Source organism: Octadecabacter arcticus 238 (assembly GCF_000155735.2).
Lineage (GTDB): Bacteria > Pseudomonadota > Alphaproteobacteria > Rhodobacterales > Rhodobacteraceae > Octadecabacter > Octadecabacter arcticus.
On record NC_020908.1, the window covers coordinates 3281762 to 3297938 of the forward strand.

General features: G+C 55.3%; 16 protein-coding genes and 1 pseudogene. 5 read left to right on the plus strand and 12 right to left on the minus strand.

The genetic code is table 11. The annotated features are described in order from the left end of the window. Window position 1: 1 nt before the first annotated feature. Together OA238_RS17025 and OA238_RS17030 are read right to left on the minus strand one after the other, a co-directional pair. Window positions 2-1249 (minus strand): IS256-like element ISOan6 family transposase, encoded by a 1248-nt coding sequence (locus OA238_RS17025; protein WP_015494114.1) that lies wholly within the window; start codon window positions 1247-1249, stop codon window positions 2-4. Between the two features lie 104 nt (window positions 1250-1353). Further along, window positions 1354-1797, minus strand: a pseudogene (locus tag OA238_RS17030) (helix-turn-helix domain-containing protein); the annotation flags it as partial. A 130-nt stretch (window positions 1798-1927) separates the two neighbouring features. Between OA238_RS17030 and OA238_RS17035 the strand changes: the two are divergent. Continuing rightward, window positions 1928-2422 (plus strand): hypothetical protein, encoded by a 495-nt coding sequence (locus OA238_RS17035; RefSeq protein ID WP_144055922.1) that lies wholly within the window; start codon window positions 1928-1930, stop codon window positions 2420-2422. Window positions 2423-2478: 56 nt separating this feature from the next. On the opposite strand, the gene OA238_RS17040 is transcribed toward OA238_RS17035, so the two are convergent. From OA238_RS17040 to OA238_RS33945, 3 genes are all read right to left on the minus strand, one after another. Next, window positions 2479-2820, minus strand: a complete 342-nt coding sequence (locus OA238_RS17040; protein WP_015496124.1) for a rhodanese-like domain-containing protein — start codon at window positions 2818-2820, stop codon at window positions 2479-2481. Between the two features lie 66 nt (window positions 2821-2886). Beyond that, window positions 2887-3642, minus strand: coding sequence for a transposase (locus OA238_RS17045; RefSeq protein ID WP_245581338.1), 756 nt, complete (start codon window positions 3640-3642; stop codon window positions 2887-2889). Window positions 3643-3757: 115 nt separating this feature from the next. After that, the gene (locus OA238_RS33945) at window positions 3758-3967 is read right to left on the minus strand and encodes a hypothetical protein (RefSeq protein ID WP_245581339.1); all 210 of its coding nucleotides are present in this window, start codon (window positions 3965-3967) and stop codon (window positions 3758-3760) included. A gap of 112 nt (window positions 3968-4079) precedes the next feature. Here OA238_RS33945 and OA238_RS17050 point away from each other — a divergent pair, with 112 nt between their 5' ends. Further along, a complete protein-coding gene (locus tag OA238_RS17050; RefSeq protein WP_015496125.1) occupies window positions 4080-4556 on the plus strand; it encodes a YdcF family protein in 477 nt (158 codons plus the stop codon). On the opposite strand, the gene OA238_RS17055 is transcribed toward OA238_RS17050, so the two are convergent. The 5 genes from OA238_RS17055 to OA238_RS17070 form a co-directional block, all read right to left on the minus strand. After that, window positions 4553-4942, minus strand: a complete 390-nt coding sequence (locus OA238_RS17055) for a hypothetical protein (RefSeq protein WP_015496126.1) — start codon at window positions 4940-4942, stop codon at window positions 4553-4555. The two genes, OA238_RS17050 and OA238_RS17055, sit on opposite strands and share 4 nt — an antisense overlap. 118 nt (window positions 4943-5060) lie before the next feature. After that, window positions 5061-6422 carry a hypothetical protein gene (locus tag OA238_RS34735; protein WP_338042795.1) on the minus strand — a complete coding sequence of 454 codons (1362 nt, stop codon included), beginning with the start codon at window positions 6420-6422 and terminating at the stop codon, window positions 5061-5063. Between the two features lie 8 nt (window positions 6423-6430). Next, window positions 6431-7351: a glycosyl hydrolase family 28-related protein gene (locus OA238_RS34740; RefSeq protein ID WP_338042796.1), complete on the minus strand. Its 921-nt coding sequence runs from the start codon at window positions 7349-7351 to the stop codon at window positions 6431-6433. A 169-nt stretch (window positions 7352-7520) separates the two neighbouring features. Beyond that, entirely contained in the window at window positions 7521-7922 is a 402-nt protein-coding gene (locus OA238_RS17065) for a DUF4864 domain-containing protein (protein WP_015496127.1), read from the minus strand. A gap of 56 nt (window positions 7923-7978) precedes the next feature. Next, on the minus strand, window positions 7979-9628 hold the full coding sequence (locus OA238_RS17070) for a lysine--tRNA ligase (protein ID WP_015496128.1): 1650 nt from the start codon (window positions 9626-9628) through the stop codon (window positions 7979-7981). 188 nt (window positions 9629-9816) lie between these two features. Between OA238_RS17070 and OA238_RS17075 the strand changes: the two genes are divergently transcribed. Further along, complete coding sequence (locus OA238_RS17075; RefSeq protein WP_015496129.1) at window positions 9817-10236, plus strand: tellurite resistance TerB family protein; 420 nt, start codon at window positions 9817-9819, stop codon at window positions 10234-10236. On the opposite strand, the gene OA238_RS17080 is transcribed toward OA238_RS17075, so the two are convergent. Next, on the minus strand, window positions 10233-11792 hold the full coding sequence (locus OA238_RS17080) for a D-alanyl-D-alanine carboxypeptidase/D-alanyl-D-alanine-endopeptidase (protein ID WP_015496130.1): 1560 nt from the start codon (window positions 11790-11792) through the stop codon (window positions 10233-10235). The genes OA238_RS17075 and OA238_RS17080 overlap by 4 nt on opposite strands. A gap of 9 nt (window positions 11793-11801) precedes the next feature. Beyond that, window positions 11802-12437, minus strand: coding sequence for a nicotinate-nucleotide adenylyltransferase (locus tag OA238_RS17085; protein WP_051076649.1), 636 nt, complete (start codon window positions 12435-12437; stop codon window positions 11802-11804). Between the two features lie 142 nt (window positions 12438-12579). Here OA238_RS17085 and OA238_RS17090 point away from each other — a divergent pair, with 142 nt between their 5' ends. Beyond that, the gene (locus tag OA238_RS17090; RefSeq protein WP_015496132.1) at window positions 12580-14445 is read left to right on the plus strand and encodes a putative bifunctional diguanylate cyclase/phosphodiesterase; all 1866 of its coding nucleotides are present in this window, start codon (window positions 12580-12582) and stop codon (window positions 14443-14445) included. Window positions 14446-14519: 74 nt separating this feature from the next. Continuing rightward, window positions 14520-16175 carry an energy-dependent translational throttle protein EttA gene (gene ettA, locus OA238_RS17095; RefSeq protein WP_015496133.1) on the plus strand — a complete coding sequence of 552 codons (1656 nt, stop codon included), beginning with the start codon at window positions 14520-14522 and terminating at the stop codon, window positions 16173-16175. Window positions 16176-16177: the final 2 nt, after the last annotated feature.

The following is a 16177-nucleotide window of genomic DNA, read 5'->3' on the forward strand; positions in this document are numbered from 1 at the left end:
GTCATGCGGTGATCTGGTCGGGGTTTGTGGTTTCGATTCCGTCTTTGAACGTGACGCCTGTGATGACTTTTGCGAGGTAGTCAAAGCCGCGTAGCTTCCTCCAATTTTGCTCAGCACATTGCCCCAGTTTGAACATCATGTGCAGCATGCCATCGCGTGACAGGCAGCCCTTTGAACGCTTGGTACGATGCCGGATCGTCGCGAAGGCCGATTCAATTGGATTGCTAGTGCGGATGCTTTGCCAATGCTGCGCCGGGAAGTCGAAGAATGCCATGAGTTCCTCACGATCTTTTTGCAGGCATAGTGTGGCCTTGGGGTATTTGGGTTCGTAGGTTTTGATGAACAGATCGAACGCCTTTTCTGCATCGACTTTGGTCTCGGCCTGCCAGATGTCGTGCAGCGCGGCCTTGGCTTTTGGCTGAGACAGCTTGGGTAAACAATTGAGCACGTTCATCGTTTTGTGTTGCCAACAGCGTTGATGGCGGGTCTCAGGATAGACTTCGTCCATGGCCGCCCAAAACCCCATGGCACCGTCCCCGATGGCCAGTTTGGGCGCATTCATGCCTCGGCTTTTGAGGTTAAGCAGAACCTCGCGCCAGCTCTGCGTGGACTCGCGCACCCCATCCTCAATTGCCAGAAATCGCTTCTTGCCACGGGCAGTTACCCCAATAATAACAAGGGCACAGAGCTTGTCATCCTCGCCCCGAAGGCCGCTGTGAACGCCGTCGGCCCAGATATAGACGATGGGCTCGTCATCTAACTCAGCGCCTTTCCAAGCCTCGTATTCATTGGCCCAATCGCGTTTTAAACGCGAAACCGTATTAGCCGACAAGCCAACGGCATCTGGGCCCAGAAGAACCTTGAGGGCGGGAGCCATCTCGCCGCTGGAGATCCCTTTGAGGTAAAGCCATGGCAAGGCCGCTTCCAGCGTCTTCGTGCGGCGCACATAGGGCGGCACCAGGGCAGACCGGAATGTCACCGGTGTGCCGTCCTTGGACCGAACCTTTGGAATGCGCACGCTCACAGGGCCAATGCCCGTTTGAAACGGGCGGGCCGGATGATGTCCATTACGCACGACTGCCGCGTGACCGGCATCGGTGCGTAAGCCGGTAAATTGCGCCAAATAACTGACAAGCTCAGCCTCAACTGCTGTCGCGATCAATTGTTGTGCTCCCGTTTTCAGCAACTCCGTCAACGCGTCCGTCATCTCGTCTCGACGCGCAAAATCAACAATGTTAGTAGTTCCCATGGTGGTGTATCTCCTTTGGTTGGGCTGCTGTCTTCCAACAACAATTCAACCAGATACGCCGCCAACCTTCAAACCACTCAAACACCAGATTCAGTCATAGCTCCCTGTGCAGGCAGCAATTGTGGTTTCTTATACGCGAACCCCAGGCGGCGCATCAGCTTGGCGGCTCCCGACGTGCTGTAGTTTTGGTCGCACTCGGCTAGAACATAGGCACAGACCTCATCAGCATTGCGGGCAGGCTGCGCAGTGAAATGGGCTCTCACCGCCTGCTCTTGCACGACGGACAAATGACCCTGACGCTGGCTGTAGTCCTTCAGACCGAAAAACGATAGTCCCGCACCGGCAAAGGCAAATCGCCACTCCGTCAAAACTGTCGGGCCAATATCCAAAATCCGGCAAACCGTTCCGGCGTCTTCTCCTGCGTCCAAAAGAAGAAACGCGCGCGCCCGTTTCCAAACAAGGGCGTCAACTTTGCGGCGGCGGCAAAGCGCTTCAAGTGCTATGCGCTGCTCGTCGGATAAGGAGACTGTTTTGTATTGCTTGCTCATAAACTCAAAATACAGACTGAACCGCCTTTGGCCATGCGACGAAGTGAATCGCAGGCCCAAAATCGTCAGGTCAATTCAGGCGCAGGAGTATAGCTACAATTTTCTCGTTTACTTTTGCCACTCTTTTTTTATGGCATTCAAATTCTCTGAGAACACTTACGAGTATTTGGTTAGAGGTTCTGTCGCGGGCGCACACAGCTGTGTCGAAATTTATGCTTCACCGCTTTTTACCGATGAACAGCTGCAAATATTCTGCATTGCAAAACATGAAGAAGACATCTCAATATTCAGAGCTGATCTAAGTGGACGCGGTTCAGCAAACACACGATCTGAAATTAATAGTAATTTTTCCGGCACATTAACAAGCCAGACCGCTGACTACATCATTACATGGGTTGCCGTTAGCTTTGTCGCATATGACGAGGACGGGGAAATTACGGAGCATCTAGCCACAGCACATACTTGGGCAGTTCCATTTGAAGAAGTAAATTTCAATGCCAGATTCGGAACCGCACTGCCCGAACCCGTTCGAGACTACAATGGATGCGACCTTGAAGAGGCCCCATCCGAGTTTAGATCTTGTTGGGTTTGGGAATTTCAGTCAATAAAGGGCCTCAGTTCTTAAGCTGATAATTAACCATTCATTAACAACATCTTATCCGCGGATAAGGCCCGCAGACATCACTCCACCTTACCCCCAGCCTCAACCCAATCCTTGAACCCGCCTGCGTTCCGCACATCCGCGAACCCTAGCGATTTCAACGTGGCACCCGCGAGTGCTGCCCGCCCGCCTGCGGCGCAATAGACCACGACGGTCTTTGCCCCCTCCAGCGCTTCGGTCTGCCATTCCAAAACCCCGCGCGGGATCGCCACGGCGCCGGCAACCTTGCCGCCCGCAAGCTCAGCAGGTTCGCGCACGTCTAAAAACACAACGCCGTCCTGCCCGTGCAACGCCTTAGCGTCGTCAATGGAAATGGTCGCAATGCCTGCATTGGCAACGAGGTCAGATGGGGTCTGTGTCATTGTACGCTCCTATGGTTTGACGCATTATATATGTTGGACCACACAGGGTTAAACTCCTCCCCCATACTACACGACTCTTGTGATTATGGGTGGAATTAGTAGCCACGGTGAGACAGCGGCGTTTGGGTCTGACCTGAGCAGTTTACGGAGCTGATCGAAGCCAATTCGAAAGAATGACTTTGCAAAATATCCGTGTTTTTTCCGCTTCATTTTCCCGCCTCCAATAAGCTTTGTGGCGGTTTTAGATGCCCATGCAACCGCGAGCGCAACGAGACCTAAAAGAAGCTCAAGTTTTTTGGAGATGGTCAGTCGTGTGTCTTCAAGATTGAAGCCGCGTGTCTTTGTGTCGCCAAAGAGGCTCTCAATGGCCCATCTTTTCTTGTAGGTGGCGAGGGCCCGATGTGCGGGCCGGTTAGAGACGACGATCAAAAGCTCACCCCCCTTGATGCGCTTTGCAGCAAAGCTAAACCACGTGGCCTCCCCCAAATTGTTGCCTCCAAATCGGGCATCAAAGTTGCGCTTACCGCGACAGGTGCGCAACAAGGTGCTTAGATTTTGCGTTTTCCCGTCCTGTGTGGTCACAAGTTGGTTTGCTTTGATACGGATGACAAATGGGACGTTGTTTTTATGAAGAAAATCCAACCATTGTGCTCCAATGAATTCCCGGTCCGCTAACAAGAACTTGATGGTGGAGACCTCAAACACCGACAGATAACGTTTCATCAAGGCAATGCGCTGAGCAGTATCGCTGTTCCCTGCACGCCCCAAAACGCTCCACATCAACGGAATACGGTGGCGGCGTGTGACAATGGCTAAGACCAAGAAGTTGACATGGCGTTAGCCAATTTTCCAATTTGTTCGGTCCAAGCATAAATGCCAGGTGGGGCCAGAACCAATCATTTTAACAAGCAAGGGGGCCGCCCAATCCGAGCCAAGATCAACATGCTGGAAAAAAGCGTTGTAGGCGACGGTAGGTGCTTTCAACCTTGCTATCGGTAGGAAACTCACAGGCCAGATGGCTCAAATTTACCGTCCGGGCATTCACCATTCCCATGATCAAGAGGCACATCGTTTCAAGGCGACTGTTGCTCAACTCTAAATGGGGGGATAACCTCTTCTTGCGGGTCGTCAGGGCTTTCGTGATCATCAGTGGAACCTTTTTTAGCGATAAGAGTCCGCTCCTAAATCACCTTCTGGCACCCTCAACCACCCTACTGTCGTGTAGTATGCCCCTCCCCACACCGTGAAAGGACCACGCTTTGGCGATTGGCATCATCCTCGGTGCAGCTGTTTGGCGCGAAGGTCCGTCACCGACATTGCGGCGCCGCACGTTGCATGCGGCGGCCCTTTATCAAAGCGGGCATATCACGTCGCTGGTGCTGTGTGGTGGCGTCGGGCAACACCCACCAAGCGAAGCGGCTGTTATGCAGGACATTCTGCTGGGCGCAGGTGTTCCGATGGATGCCATGGTACTGGAAGATCACTCGACGACAACGGGCGAAAACATCCGCTTTGCACGGGATCTCATCCATGAAACCGACGTCGCAATCATCGAGGTCGTGATCATCACCGATTGGTACCATGCCCCACGCGCAAAACTGATCGCGCGACGTGCGGGGTTGCATGCAACAAGCAGTTCGCCGTCGTTGCGCGGGGCCAAATTCTGGCCGCAAACCAAATCGGCGTTGCGCGAAATTCCTGCATATATCGCCTATGCGATCAGGCTTAGAACCTAGCGGACCACATCAACCTCGACACGATTGCCCGTTGATCCGGTGCCATAGATGCGAACCACAACCATCGCGCCACCATTTACCAAATTGCGCGCCGCGCCTGGATCTATGCGGCCGTTCATCACCATGCGTTCCATGATCGCGCGATTGTCGATGGATCCGAAAAAACCGTCCCATTCATCACCCGGTTGCGACACGCCAAAGCGGTGGTAATTCGCTCGATCTTGGCGCAACACCTGCCAAGGCTCCGTCAGGCGCACGCCGTTTGAATTGTACAAATCATCCTGCCCGATATAGGCGACGTAGCGCCCCACAAGACTTTCTGCCAGTGCCGGTGAACTCATCAGTAGGGGCGCGCTCATCATCACGGCTAAAGCAAATTTTCTCATAATAAACTCCCTCATTACGGACTGAGTAGGGCGCGATTGCCCCCGCAAGTCAAGTTCACTCAGATGAAAAGGGGCACCCGAAGGCACCCCCCCCTCATCTCAGCTGGCACAGACCCCGCTAAGCTGGATTGTCCATCCGCACCGAAAATCGCACTTGCCCCGTTACAGGTTCCGGCCAAAGGACACGAAATTCATCATCATTCGCGCCTTGACGCGGGCTGACGTAGGGGTTGGCGAACACAGCATCCCTTGCGGCGTTTCGCACAGCAAAGATCGGCACAAGTGCGTCAATCGTGCGCGCATGCCCATCGAACGGCAGATAGTTTTGTGTGTCCACGGTCCACGTCTGATCGGGCGAACTTTGGACATGGACATCAATGTGCGGATTGCGCGTCGGATTGCTCACGCCGTTGAACGCATTGCCCTCAAAGATGATGTTACGCATCCGGCTTTGATCCAGATCGGCATAGGTTGTGTCGATCATTTCAACCCGTTCAATAGTGCCGCTGAACGTGCGGAAAATATTGCCCTGCACATTCAACCCATTGATATAATGCCCCACGCCATAAGGTTTGATCACGATCCAGCGAAAGGACGCCTGCACATCAATCGCGAGGAACACGTTCCCCGTGATCGACAACCCGCCAAACGAATAGCCCGACACATCCGGTGTCGCGTCATGTTCGTCCGTCCATTCGATGAAATTATTGTCGATGTAATTGCCCGTCACCGTGGTGGCGCAATTCGGCTTGGTCAGGATCAACCCGCCCAAACGCACACCGGACGCCTGATCGTCGCCGTTAAACCAGTGATTGTTCGCGATAATGCTTTGGCCACCATTCATCACCCCGAAATGGCGGAACCGCGCAGCGCGATTGTTGCGGATTTTCACATCGTTCGCGTTGGAATTGTAACACATGGATTTGCGCAATTGCGTCGGGATATCGGATTCATCAGATTCGAAATTACAGCGGTCAATGACCATGCCCTGACAGCCATCCCCGGGCGACGACACGCCGCGATCTTTGGGGCGGATGAATTGGCAATCATGGATTTGGAACAATAGCCCCTGTGGAGCCAGCAAAATCGCACTGCAAACACCATCACAGCGCAATTCCAACTGGTCCAACACAAGGTCGGACATCTTATCAAACCCACTGAAATCCATAAGGTATTTAAACCGCGTAAAGGTGAACTGCTGGGTGCCTTCGGCGTCAAACAACTGCTGGCTGAGCGTGATCTGGGACGCAGCAATATCGACACTGCGCACGTAGACTTCACGCCCTACGCCGTTGCCTGTCACCAGTGATCCCACCTGAATAGCCGCAATATTGGCAACATTGCTAAGGCGCACAGAACTTGCGGCATCGTACGTCGCCTGCGCAACAACAACATCGTCATCCCACGCAGGACCGGCAATGGGTTGCAACTGACCGTTGCGAATGGCGCGACGTGTCTCAAAACTGGTGCGATTGTTCACGGCCTCCCTCATATCAATCGGACCGGACCGGACAGCGAAATGCGCCGCCCGCCAAGGTCCAGCGATTCATGATCCGAAAAGTTCAGCAGGGCCTGAAACGCCTTTTTGAACGCCAACTCCTCGTCGCCAAAGGCATCCACATAGGTGGGGAAGTCGAAATTCTTCTGAAAGATCAGGCGGTGTTCTGCGCCCATCGTCACTGTGCCCTCAAACCGCACTTGGCTTTGAAACGTGACAGATCCGCCCAGAAAATAGGTGCCCGCAGTGACCAACACCTCACGTCCGTCGGCGTCGTTGTCTGCCCGCTCAAACGCTGCGGAATCGTCTGTGACACCGTCACCAATCGCGCCGTAATCGCGCACGTCCACAATGCCAAGCATGTCGCGCAGAAACGCACCTGTGACGTCTTCGATTGAGAAATCATCCACCCGCACGACGCCGCCGTTGGGTCCGGTCAAATCAAGCCCGATGTGACCATAGCTGGCATTCGCCCAAACCATATCCACGCCGTTGCGCTGGCCTGTGCCGATGATCGCCGACACCTCAATCACATCGCCGTAGCCGTTGATCGACAAGCTTGGCCCGACTTCGATCACGCCGTTCAGCTGCGCGCCGCCCGCTGTGCCAGCCCATGCCGCGATGCGCACATCAGGCAGTGCCCCCGCCACGCATTTAACCCGCGCCGTCACCCGCAGATAACAGCCCGGCAAAAGCGGGGTTTCACCCATATAGCGCAGCTTCGTCACGCTTTGGGTTTTCACAATCTCAAGGCAACCGAAAAAGTCCTGATCTGCTGGCACAAATGTCCCGTTGCCAGAACCGTCGTAGGTGTCAGACCCCGGCGTGCCATCGCCGCTTGACCAGACATCCAGACCATCCGCGAAAGGTGGCGGTGTCAGCACCAATCCGTCGGTAATTACCTTGTTCATATGAAAACCCCTCATAGGAGGCAGACAGCCCTGCCCCATCAAAATCCAGAACTGTGGCGCACATGGGCGCACGGATCACCGGCTCAAAGAGGTAAATGTTTGGGGTAAATGACGTCTGACAGCACCGTGACGATAGGGTCGCCCGCAGCGCAACAGATGCGGCAGCAGATTAGGAAAAAACATCCGGTGTCGGGATCACCTGAACAGAATTGATCCACCAGCCGTCTGTTGTTTCAATCATTTGATAATCAAGGATATAAAACAAGCCCTGCGGACCTTGAATCTGGACCTCTTGGCGGGTCCAGCTTTGGAATTCCGTGCGATCCAGAAACCGCACATCAGAATTGTCCCAAACCATCGGATAGCCATTGCGCACCATCATGCCAAAATTTTCAGGCGTGCCGAACATGCCTTGGATCATCGGGCTGGCATGTTCCCACGCACCTGCAATGTCGCGATCAACAAAAGCCTGCAATTGATCGGTTATGACATCCTCAATAGTGGCATCTTGCGCCTGCGCGGCGGTTCCAAGAACGACAAGTGCTGCAACAATCTTAACAGTTCGAAACATGGTAAAATCCCTTGTGGCTATGCCTTAACAGTAGGCCACAAGGGGTCGGTGTCAAATCACGCCGTCGGTTTTATCAGGTCGCCCGCCAAGCCTGCCTCGATCAACGCAATGGATTCTTCCACACCATAGAGCGCGATGAACCCACCAAAACGTGGCCCTTGCTTTGCGCCAAGCAGAACTTCGTACAGGCATGAGAACCACGCCCGCAGCGGATCAAACCCATGCACCTTGCCCACCGCGAACACGATGGATTGCAGGAATTCGTCATCTGACCAATTCACCTCAGGCAACGCGACGTCCTTGCCCTCTTGCGCATTTTTTTGCGCAATCACAGCCAACGCCGCCTCGTCCGATTTGAGCGACACAACAAGCGCTTCAAGCGCTGCGCGTTCTTGCTCATCCGCCAAACGGAACACTTTTTGCGGTTCAACGAAGTCTTTGTAATACCGCACAGCAAACCCTGCCGCCGCGTCCAGATCAGGGTTCGCCTCAGCCGACGCGTCGGGCGCATAGCGCTGGATAAAGCCCCACAACTTGTCCTTATCGCTCGCCTGCGAAACGGACGCGAGGTTCAACAGCATCGCAAACGGCACAACCATCGTCGACACAGGCACATCCGCACCGTGGATGTGGAACACAGGATTGTTCAGCTTTTGCGTGTCGTCCTGCGTTGGATAGGCCCGCAACTGCTGGTGATATTCATCAACCGCCTTGGGAATCACATCAAAATGCATCCGCTTGGCGGTCTTTGGCTTGAGGTACATGAAATACGACAGGCTTTCCGTGCTTGCATAGGTCAGCCAATCATCAATCGACACGCCATTGCCAGACGTCTTGGAAATCTTGTGGCCTTGGTCATCAAGGAACAATTCATAGCTGAAATGCTCTGGTTTTTTGCCGCCAAGAATTTCGCAAATGCGGTCGTAGATCGGCGTGTTGGTAGAATGGTCTTTGCCATACATTTCAAAATCAACGCCAAGCGCGGCCCAGCGCGCGCCAAAATCTGGCTTCCATTGCAGCTTTACGCGGCCTCCCGTCACCGGCACGGTCCACTCCTTGCCGGTCTCGTCGTCAAACGTCACAGTGCCCGCTTTGGCGTCCACATGCTTCATCGGCACATACATCACGCGACCCGTTTCAGGGTGCATTGGCAGGAAAATCGAATAGGTCTCGCGGCGTTCTTCACGCAGCGATTTTAACATCACCGCCATGACGTCATCGTAGCGTTCAACTGCACGCAGCAAAATTTCATCAAACGCGCCGGATTCGTAGTATTCCTTGCCCGAAATGAACTCATACTCAAACCCGAATGTGTCCAGGAACCGGCGCAGCATAGCGTTGTTATGATGGCCAAAGCTCTCAAACTCGCCAAACGGGTCCGGCACCGATGTCAGCGGCAACTGCATATATTGCTCAAGACGTTCCGGATTGGGCACATTGCTTGGCACTTTGCGCATGCCGTCCAGATCATCCGAAAAACAGATCAACCTTGTCGGGATATCTGAAATCACCTCAAACGCGCGGCGCACCATTGTCGTGCGGCTGACTTCACCGAATGTGCCGATATGGGGCAGACCCGACGGGCCATAGCCCGTTTCAAACAACACATGGTCCTTGCCCGATACTTCGATGCGTTTGAGCAGCCTGCGCGCTTCTTCAAAGGGCCAAGCCTTGGACGTCATCGCCGCCGCACGCATATTGCTCATGGGTTTTATCCGTTCAAAATGGCCCGAACCCCAACGGTCCAAGCGCCTGCGCGTCCTATGCCACACAGCACAAAGGGTCAATAAATCAAAGCGCCCGCCAGATCATGCCACCATAACACTTCCCGTAACCTGTTGAATTTCTTACGCTCAACCCATAGATAATTACCAACAGAACAGGAGCCACGCGCATGTCCGAAACCCCTTCCCTGACCGCCCAAGACGCGCTTTGCGCCGTAATGATTGCAGTGTCGGCGAGTGACGAAAACATTCGCACCGCAGAATTGGTGAAAATCACCAACATCATCAACAACCTGCCGGTCTTTGCAGACTACGATTCAGATCACGTGCCGCGCGTGTCCCAGACCGTGTTCGACCTGTTTGATCAAGAAGACGGGCTTGATGCCTTGTTCGGCTTGATCCGCGAAACGCTGCCGGAACGGTTGAACGAAACAGCCTATGCGCTGGCCTGTGATGTGGCTGCGGCAGACGGTGAAATCGCGCAATCCGAACTGCGGATGCTCGAAGAAATGCGATATGAGTTGAACATTGACCGCCTGCACGCCGCTGCAATTGAACGCGGCGCGCGCGCCCGTCACATGACGCTTTAGTCCGTCACCAGCACCTGATCGGTCGTGTCTTGCAAATCGTCATTGCGATACACCAGCCCCCAGCGTTGCAACAATCGCTGTTGCAACCGCTTGGCGCGGCGGTTCCACGCGATGGACCCTTCAGGCACTTCATCGCCTGATGCCTTGCCCTGCGCCCGACGCTCCAAATTCACCGCGAAGATTGTGAACACCAGATCGGACCCTTCGGCCGTTTTGATATAGCCAGCCAAGGCGCTGACAAAATTCAGCGTTCCAGTTTTGGCCCTGACTTCAATGGGGTAGTCTTCAAGGCGGTTGTTGTCCTGATCCGTCATTGCAATGCGACGCATGATCGGGCGCAGCGGTCCGTCAGGACCCACGGCCAACAAAATTTTGACCATGTCACCGCCACTGATCCGGTTCTGATCACTTAGCCCCGAATGATCGACAAAATCGCAGGTGATCCCGTATTTCTGACCAAGCCAACGGGTCATCTGCGCCGCTGACGCGTTGATATCCAGTGACGTGGCGAATTTGGCTTGCGTGGCCGCCAGCCCGCAAACCTCTGCTGTGAGGTTGGTGGAATACAGCAGCATTTCCTGCAAAATTGTGCGCAATGTCGCACTGGCATGCTGCGCCAACTCCGCACGATCTTGTGGCAGATCATCAATCACGTCAGGCGCGGGCAGCGTTAAGCCAGCCCTGCCCGCCAGCGTTTGGAACACATCGCCCGCATAAAGTGCGGGCTGGCGCACCGGCATCCGCCGCGATCCACCATTTCCAAGGGCAGACCGCGCAACCGTCCAACTGTCCGGCGCGTCCGTGGCAAAGACCGGCGACCCACGGTCAACGATCCGCACCCGCGCCATGCTGACAGGCGGTCCGGGATTTTCCGTGCGCGCATCCAGGGTCACACGCCAGTCACCACCGGACTGCGCCCATTCAAAATACACACGATTATAGTTCAGGTTCAGCCCGCTGACCGCCGGATTATAACCCAGATGGTCCAATTGCGACGGCTCAATCTCTTCGGCGTAGGGCAGCGCACCGCGCCAACACAAAAAACGCCCCGTTACCTCGGTCACGCCAGACGCCTTCAGTGCGTCCGCCAACTCCGCCAAATGATCGGCAGACAATGTCGGATCGCCACCACCCGCCAAAATCAAATCACCACGCAAAATACCGCCTTCTACTGGAGCAGTGGCATATATCCGCGTTACAAACCGAAACGCCCCACCTAGCGCGTCCAGCGCATAAAGTGCGGTCACTGCTTTGGTGACACTGGCCGGCGGCAACGCAACCCCCGCATCGATCTGTTCCAACATCTCCCCTGTGTCGGCGTCCGCCAAAACACAGCCAACCGTTCCGTCCAGATCGGCAGCCGCAATCATTTCTTCGATGGTTGCCCGCACCCGCGGCGCAATCCTTGGGATAGGGCTGGTTTCGGGGGCAACGTCCACGGCTCCCGTCCGCCCGTTGGGGCGCGGCGACACAAGAGGTGCCTCTGCCAAGGCGACCCCAGCGGCGCTGGATAACAAACCGGTCAAAATAGCTCTGCGTGAAAACGTCACTGACATCTCGAAACCCTATTCACCCATCGGGCGGTCATCAACCGCACCAGCACTCCATTTGCCCGTTTCGCGGATCGCAGTCGATGACAATTGCGACATCGGCAGGTTGGCAAAGGCCCACTTAGGCGCATCTGCCTGTCCCAACAGCACCGAAGCCCGCCCGATCAGACGATCCGCACGGAAAATGCGCGCGGCACGTGACATGCAGGCCGAAATCCGATCCCCCGGTCGCGCCAGGACGCCCACAGGAACCCGCGCCATAATCTCGCGCCAGTCCTGCCAGCGGTGAAATTGTGCCAGATTATCCGCGCCCATCAGCCACACAAACCGCACGCCCGGGTAATAATCCTGCAACGCCGCAATCGTCTGGGCAGTGTAGCGCGTGCCAAGCCGTGCTTCGATGTCTGTCACCGTCACGCGGGGATGCTGCATGACCGCTTGCGCCCGCGCAACACGATCCAAAATCGGCGCAGGGCCACGGATTTTCAACGGGTTAGCGGGGCTCACCAGCCACCACACGCGGTCCAACCCGAACCGCGTCAAAGCCGCCTTTGTAATGTGCGCATGCCCCTCGTGGGCCGGATCAAACGATCCACCCAACAATCCCACCACCTGTCCGGCGCGGGCAAATGGCATCCCATCCCGTTGCATGGTGTGTCCATACGCAGCCGCCCTGCCAAAGGCAATTCCTTGGCGCCAGCATGCAACACCATCAAAAAAATCCAACGGCCATTAACCTCCGCAAAACTCTTGGGCGTTAACGTCGGGACGTGAAGCAAGTCGGGCGATATCAATGACCACCTTCGTGGTACTATTTATAGGTCTTTTGGCCGTGGTGCTTATCTTGACACCACTCATTATTCACCTCTCTCGCGAGGTCGGTATACTGCGCCTGACCCTGCACGACGCCCGATTGGAATTGGTCACGGCGGTGCGCGACGCCGATTATCACCGTATGGCCAGTGAACACGCGTCAGACGGCTTGGTCGTTCAGGATATGAAGGCCCGTATCTTGTGGGCCAATCCTGCCTACCTGAAGATTTTTGGCGTCACGTTTGATGAAATTGTTGGGCGCAATCCGCTGGAATTTGCGCTCCCACCCAACGACGCCGTCTCGCCAGACGAAATAGAAGCCTTTCGGTATTGCGCCGACGACCCACAGGATTGGTCACTTCACGAACGACTGAACCGGCACAATGACGGGCGTGAATTCTGGAACCAGATGAATTCATCATACAACCTCGCTCCAGATGGCACCCAAAACGCCATCGTCGTATGCCGCGACGTGACAGAACAGATGGAACAGAAGCAGAAACTGCATGAAACCAGCAATAAACTTCAGCACGAGGCGACCCATGACGGCCTAACCGGCGTGCCCAATCGCGCGGCCTTCAAAACGTTCATCGGCGACGCCCTGCGCTCGGGTGACGGCACGCCAGTCGGGCTTTTGCATATCGATCTCGATAATTTCAAGGCTGTGAACGACACTCACGGCCATTCCGGTGGTGACGCCGTGCTCACCCACACCGCAGACGTCATCCGCCAAAACATACGCGACAGCGATCTGTTGGCACGCGTAGGTGGCGATGAATTTGTCGTAGTCTGCCCGCAAACCAGCGACTTGGCCTTGTTGGATGACTTGAGCACGCGACTGCTCGACGTCACTTCAAAACCGTTCGCGTGGTCCAATCGGCTTCTTAAGATCGAGGCAAGCATTGGCGCTGCGATATCTCAATCCGAAAAAACAACCGCCGAAACCTTGCTCGTTCAGGCCGACTTTGCACTTTATGAGGCAAAGCGCACCGGTCGCAACCGGGTCGCTCTCTATGACGAAGACCTGCACGATCGTCACGCCTTCCAAAGCCGCCGCGCCATCGAACTTGCCAATGCCATCGACACTGGAACCCTGGATTATTGGTTCCAACCGACAATGTCGCTTGAGACGGGCCAGATCATCGGTTTGGAAACGCTTGTACGCTGGGTTCACCCCGTTGATGGTGTGATTGCACCTGATGAATTCCTGCCTATGGTCAAAGAGTTAGGGCTAATGGGTGCCCTTGATTTGTTGTCGATGACCGCTGCCCTGACCGAGAAACGAAACCTCAACCACGCCGGATTTGGTGACATTGGCATTGCGTTCAACGCCTCCCCCGAATTGCTGAGCCATCCAGACTTTATCCGACGCCTCATCTGGGGGGTTGAAGCCGCGGGAATCGAGCGCGCGCATGTCACCATCAAAGTGTTGGAAACCACCAATTTCGGCGACGCATCCGAAACGCAATCCCATGCCGCGATCATCCGCGATCTGCATGACGGCGGATTTCAGGTCCACCTCGACGATTTCGGCGTTGGCTTTGCGGGCCTGTCACACCTCGCGAAACTTGATGTCACAGGGGTGAAAATTGACCGCGGTTTGGTGACAAACCTGCTCAGCGATGCGATCAGGGGCAAAATCGTGCGCAAAATCGTAGTACTGTCCAACGATCTTGGGCTCAATGTGATTGCCGAAGGTGTGGAGGATCAGGCCACCGCCACAGCGCTTGCGGGCATGGGCTGTGGTGTGATCCAAGGCTACTGGCTGTCACGCCCCCTGCCGCGCGACGACCTGCTTGACTGGTTGCATGATCGCCAACGGCAACAGCGCCCCAAGCGCGCGTAACACCCCCCATTGCGCCGACCTGACCACACGCGTATTCACTGCACAAATACTCGCATTATCAGGGGAAACAACACATGGCCGCCTATCAATATGTTTACTTCATGGACGGCGTGTCCAAAACCTACCCTGGTGGTAAAAAGGTATTCGAAAACATCCGCCTGAACTTCCTCCCCGGCGTTAAAATCGGCGTCGTCGGCGTCAACGGCACCGGTAAATCAACCCTGATGCGGATCATGGCCGGCCAAGACAAAGAATTTCAGGGCGAAGCATGGGCGGCAGAGGGCGCAACTGTCGGCTATCTGCCACAGGAGCCAGAACTCGACGCGACATTGACTGTGCGCGAAAACGTCATGCTGGGTGTGAAGGCCAAAAAGGATATTCTTGATCGCTACAACGAATTGGCGATGAATTATTCCGAAGAAACCGCCGATGAAATGGCCCAGCTGCAAGACGAAATCGACGCCCAGAACCTCTGGGACCTCGACGCGCAGATCGATGTCTCGATGGAGGCTTTGCGCTGCCCCCCCGATGACGCAGATGTCACGACGCTCTCGGGCGGTGAAAAACGTCGCGTCGCCCTGTGCCAACTTCTACTCGACGCGCCAGATATGTTGCTGCTCGATGAGCCGACAAACCACTTGGACGCCGAAACAATCGCATGGCTGCAACAGCACCTCATTGATTACAAAGGCACAATCCTGATCGTCACCCACGATCGGTACTTCCTTGATGCAATCACCAGCTGGATTCTTGAACTCGACCGTGGCTCGGGCGTTCCGCACGAAGGAAACTATTCCAGCTGGTTGGAGGCAAAGGCGAAACGCCTGTCCAAGGAAGCCAAGGAAGACAAATCCAAGCAGCGCACGCTGGAACGCGAACTCGAATGGATGCGCCAAGGCGCCAAGGCCCGTCAGGCCAAATCCAAGGCCCGTATCTCTGCCTACAACGACCTCGCCAACCAGTCGGAACGCGAAAAGATGGGCCGCGCCCAGATCATCATTCCCAACGGCCAGCGTCTTGGCAACAAGGTAATCGAAGTCGAAAACATGACCAAAGCGATGGGCGACAAGCTGCTGATCGAAAACCTGTCGTTTGAACTGCCCCCCGGCGGTATCGTCGGTGTGATCGGGCCAAACGGCGCGGGTAAATCGACGCTGTTTTCCATGCTCACCGGGCAGGCCGAACCAGATTCCGGCACGGTTAGTTTTGGCGACACTGTGCAGATGTCCTACGTCGATCAATCGCGCGACGCGCTGGATGGTGATGTCACCGTCTGGGAAGAAATCACCGGCGGCGCTGAGGTTATCAAACTCGGCGATGCGGAAATGAATTCCCGCGCCTACTGCTCTGCGTTTAACTTCAAAGGTGGCGATCAGCAGAAAAAGGTCGGCATCCTGTCGGGCGGTGAACGCAACCGCGTCCACATGGCCAAGCTTTTGAAATCAGGTGGAAACGTTCTTCTGCTTGACGAACCGACCAACGACCTCGACGTCGAAACACTGCGCGCACTTGAAGATGCCATCGTCGACTTTGCAGGCTGCGCCGTGGTCATCTCCCACGACCGTTTCTTCCTCGACCGTATCTGTACCCACATTCTCGCATTTGAAGGCGACGCCCACGTCGAATTCTTCAATGGCAATTTTGGCGATTACGAAGAAGACAAGAAAAAGCGTCTTGGAACGGACGCGATGGAACCAAAACGGATGAAGCATAAGAAGTTTGTGCGGTAACC

Coding starts and splice junctions, on each gene's coding strand:
- OA238_RS17055 (WP_015496126.1), bottom strand. CDS start 4,942: ATGAGAAAATTTGCTTTAGCCGTGATGATGAGCGCGCCCCTACTGATG.
- ettA (WP_015496133.1), top strand. CDS start 14,520: ATGGCCGCCTATCAATATGTTTACTTCATGGACGGCGTGTCCAAAACC.
- OA238_RS17065 (WP_015496127.1), bottom strand. CDS start 7,922: ATGTTTCGAACTGTTAAGATTGTTGCAGCACTTGTCGTTCTTGGAACC.
- OA238_RS17040 (WP_015496124.1), bottom strand. CDS start 2,820: ATGACACAGACCCCATCTGACCTCGTTGCCAATGCAGGCATTGCGACC.
- OA238_RS17035 (WP_144055922.1), top strand. CDS start 1,928: ATGGCATTCAAATTCTCTGAGAACACTTACGAGTATTTGGTTAGAGGT.
- OA238_RS17080 (WP_015496130.1), bottom strand. CDS start 11,792: ATGTCAGTGACGTTTTCACGCAGAGCTATTTTGACCGGTTTGTTATCC.
- OA238_RS17075 (WP_015496129.1), top strand. CDS start 9,817: ATGTCCGAAACCCCTTCCCTGACCGCCCAAGACGCGCTTTGCGCCGTA.
- OA238_RS17070 (WP_015496128.1), bottom strand. CDS start 9,628: ATGAGCAATATGCGTGCGGCGGCGATGACGTCCAAGGCTTGGCCCTTT.
- OA238_RS17025 (WP_015494114.1), bottom strand. CDS start 1,249: ATGGGAACTACTAACATTGTTGATTTTGCGCGTCGAGACGAGATGACG.
- OA238_RS17090 (WP_015496132.1), top strand. CDS start 12,580: ATGACCACCTTCGTGGTACTATTTATAGGTCTTTTGGCCGTGGTGCTT.
- OA238_RS34740 (WP_338042796.1), bottom strand. CDS start 7,351: ATGAACAAGGTAATTACCGACGGATTGGTGCTGACACCGCCACCTTTC.
- OA238_RS33945 (WP_245581339.1), bottom strand. CDS start 3,967: ATGATCACGAAAGCCCTGACGACCCGCAAGAAGAGGTTATCCCCCCAT.
- OA238_RS17085 (WP_051076649.1), bottom strand. CDS start 12,437: ATGCAACGGGATGGGATGCCATTTGCCCGCGCCGGACAGGTGGTGGGA.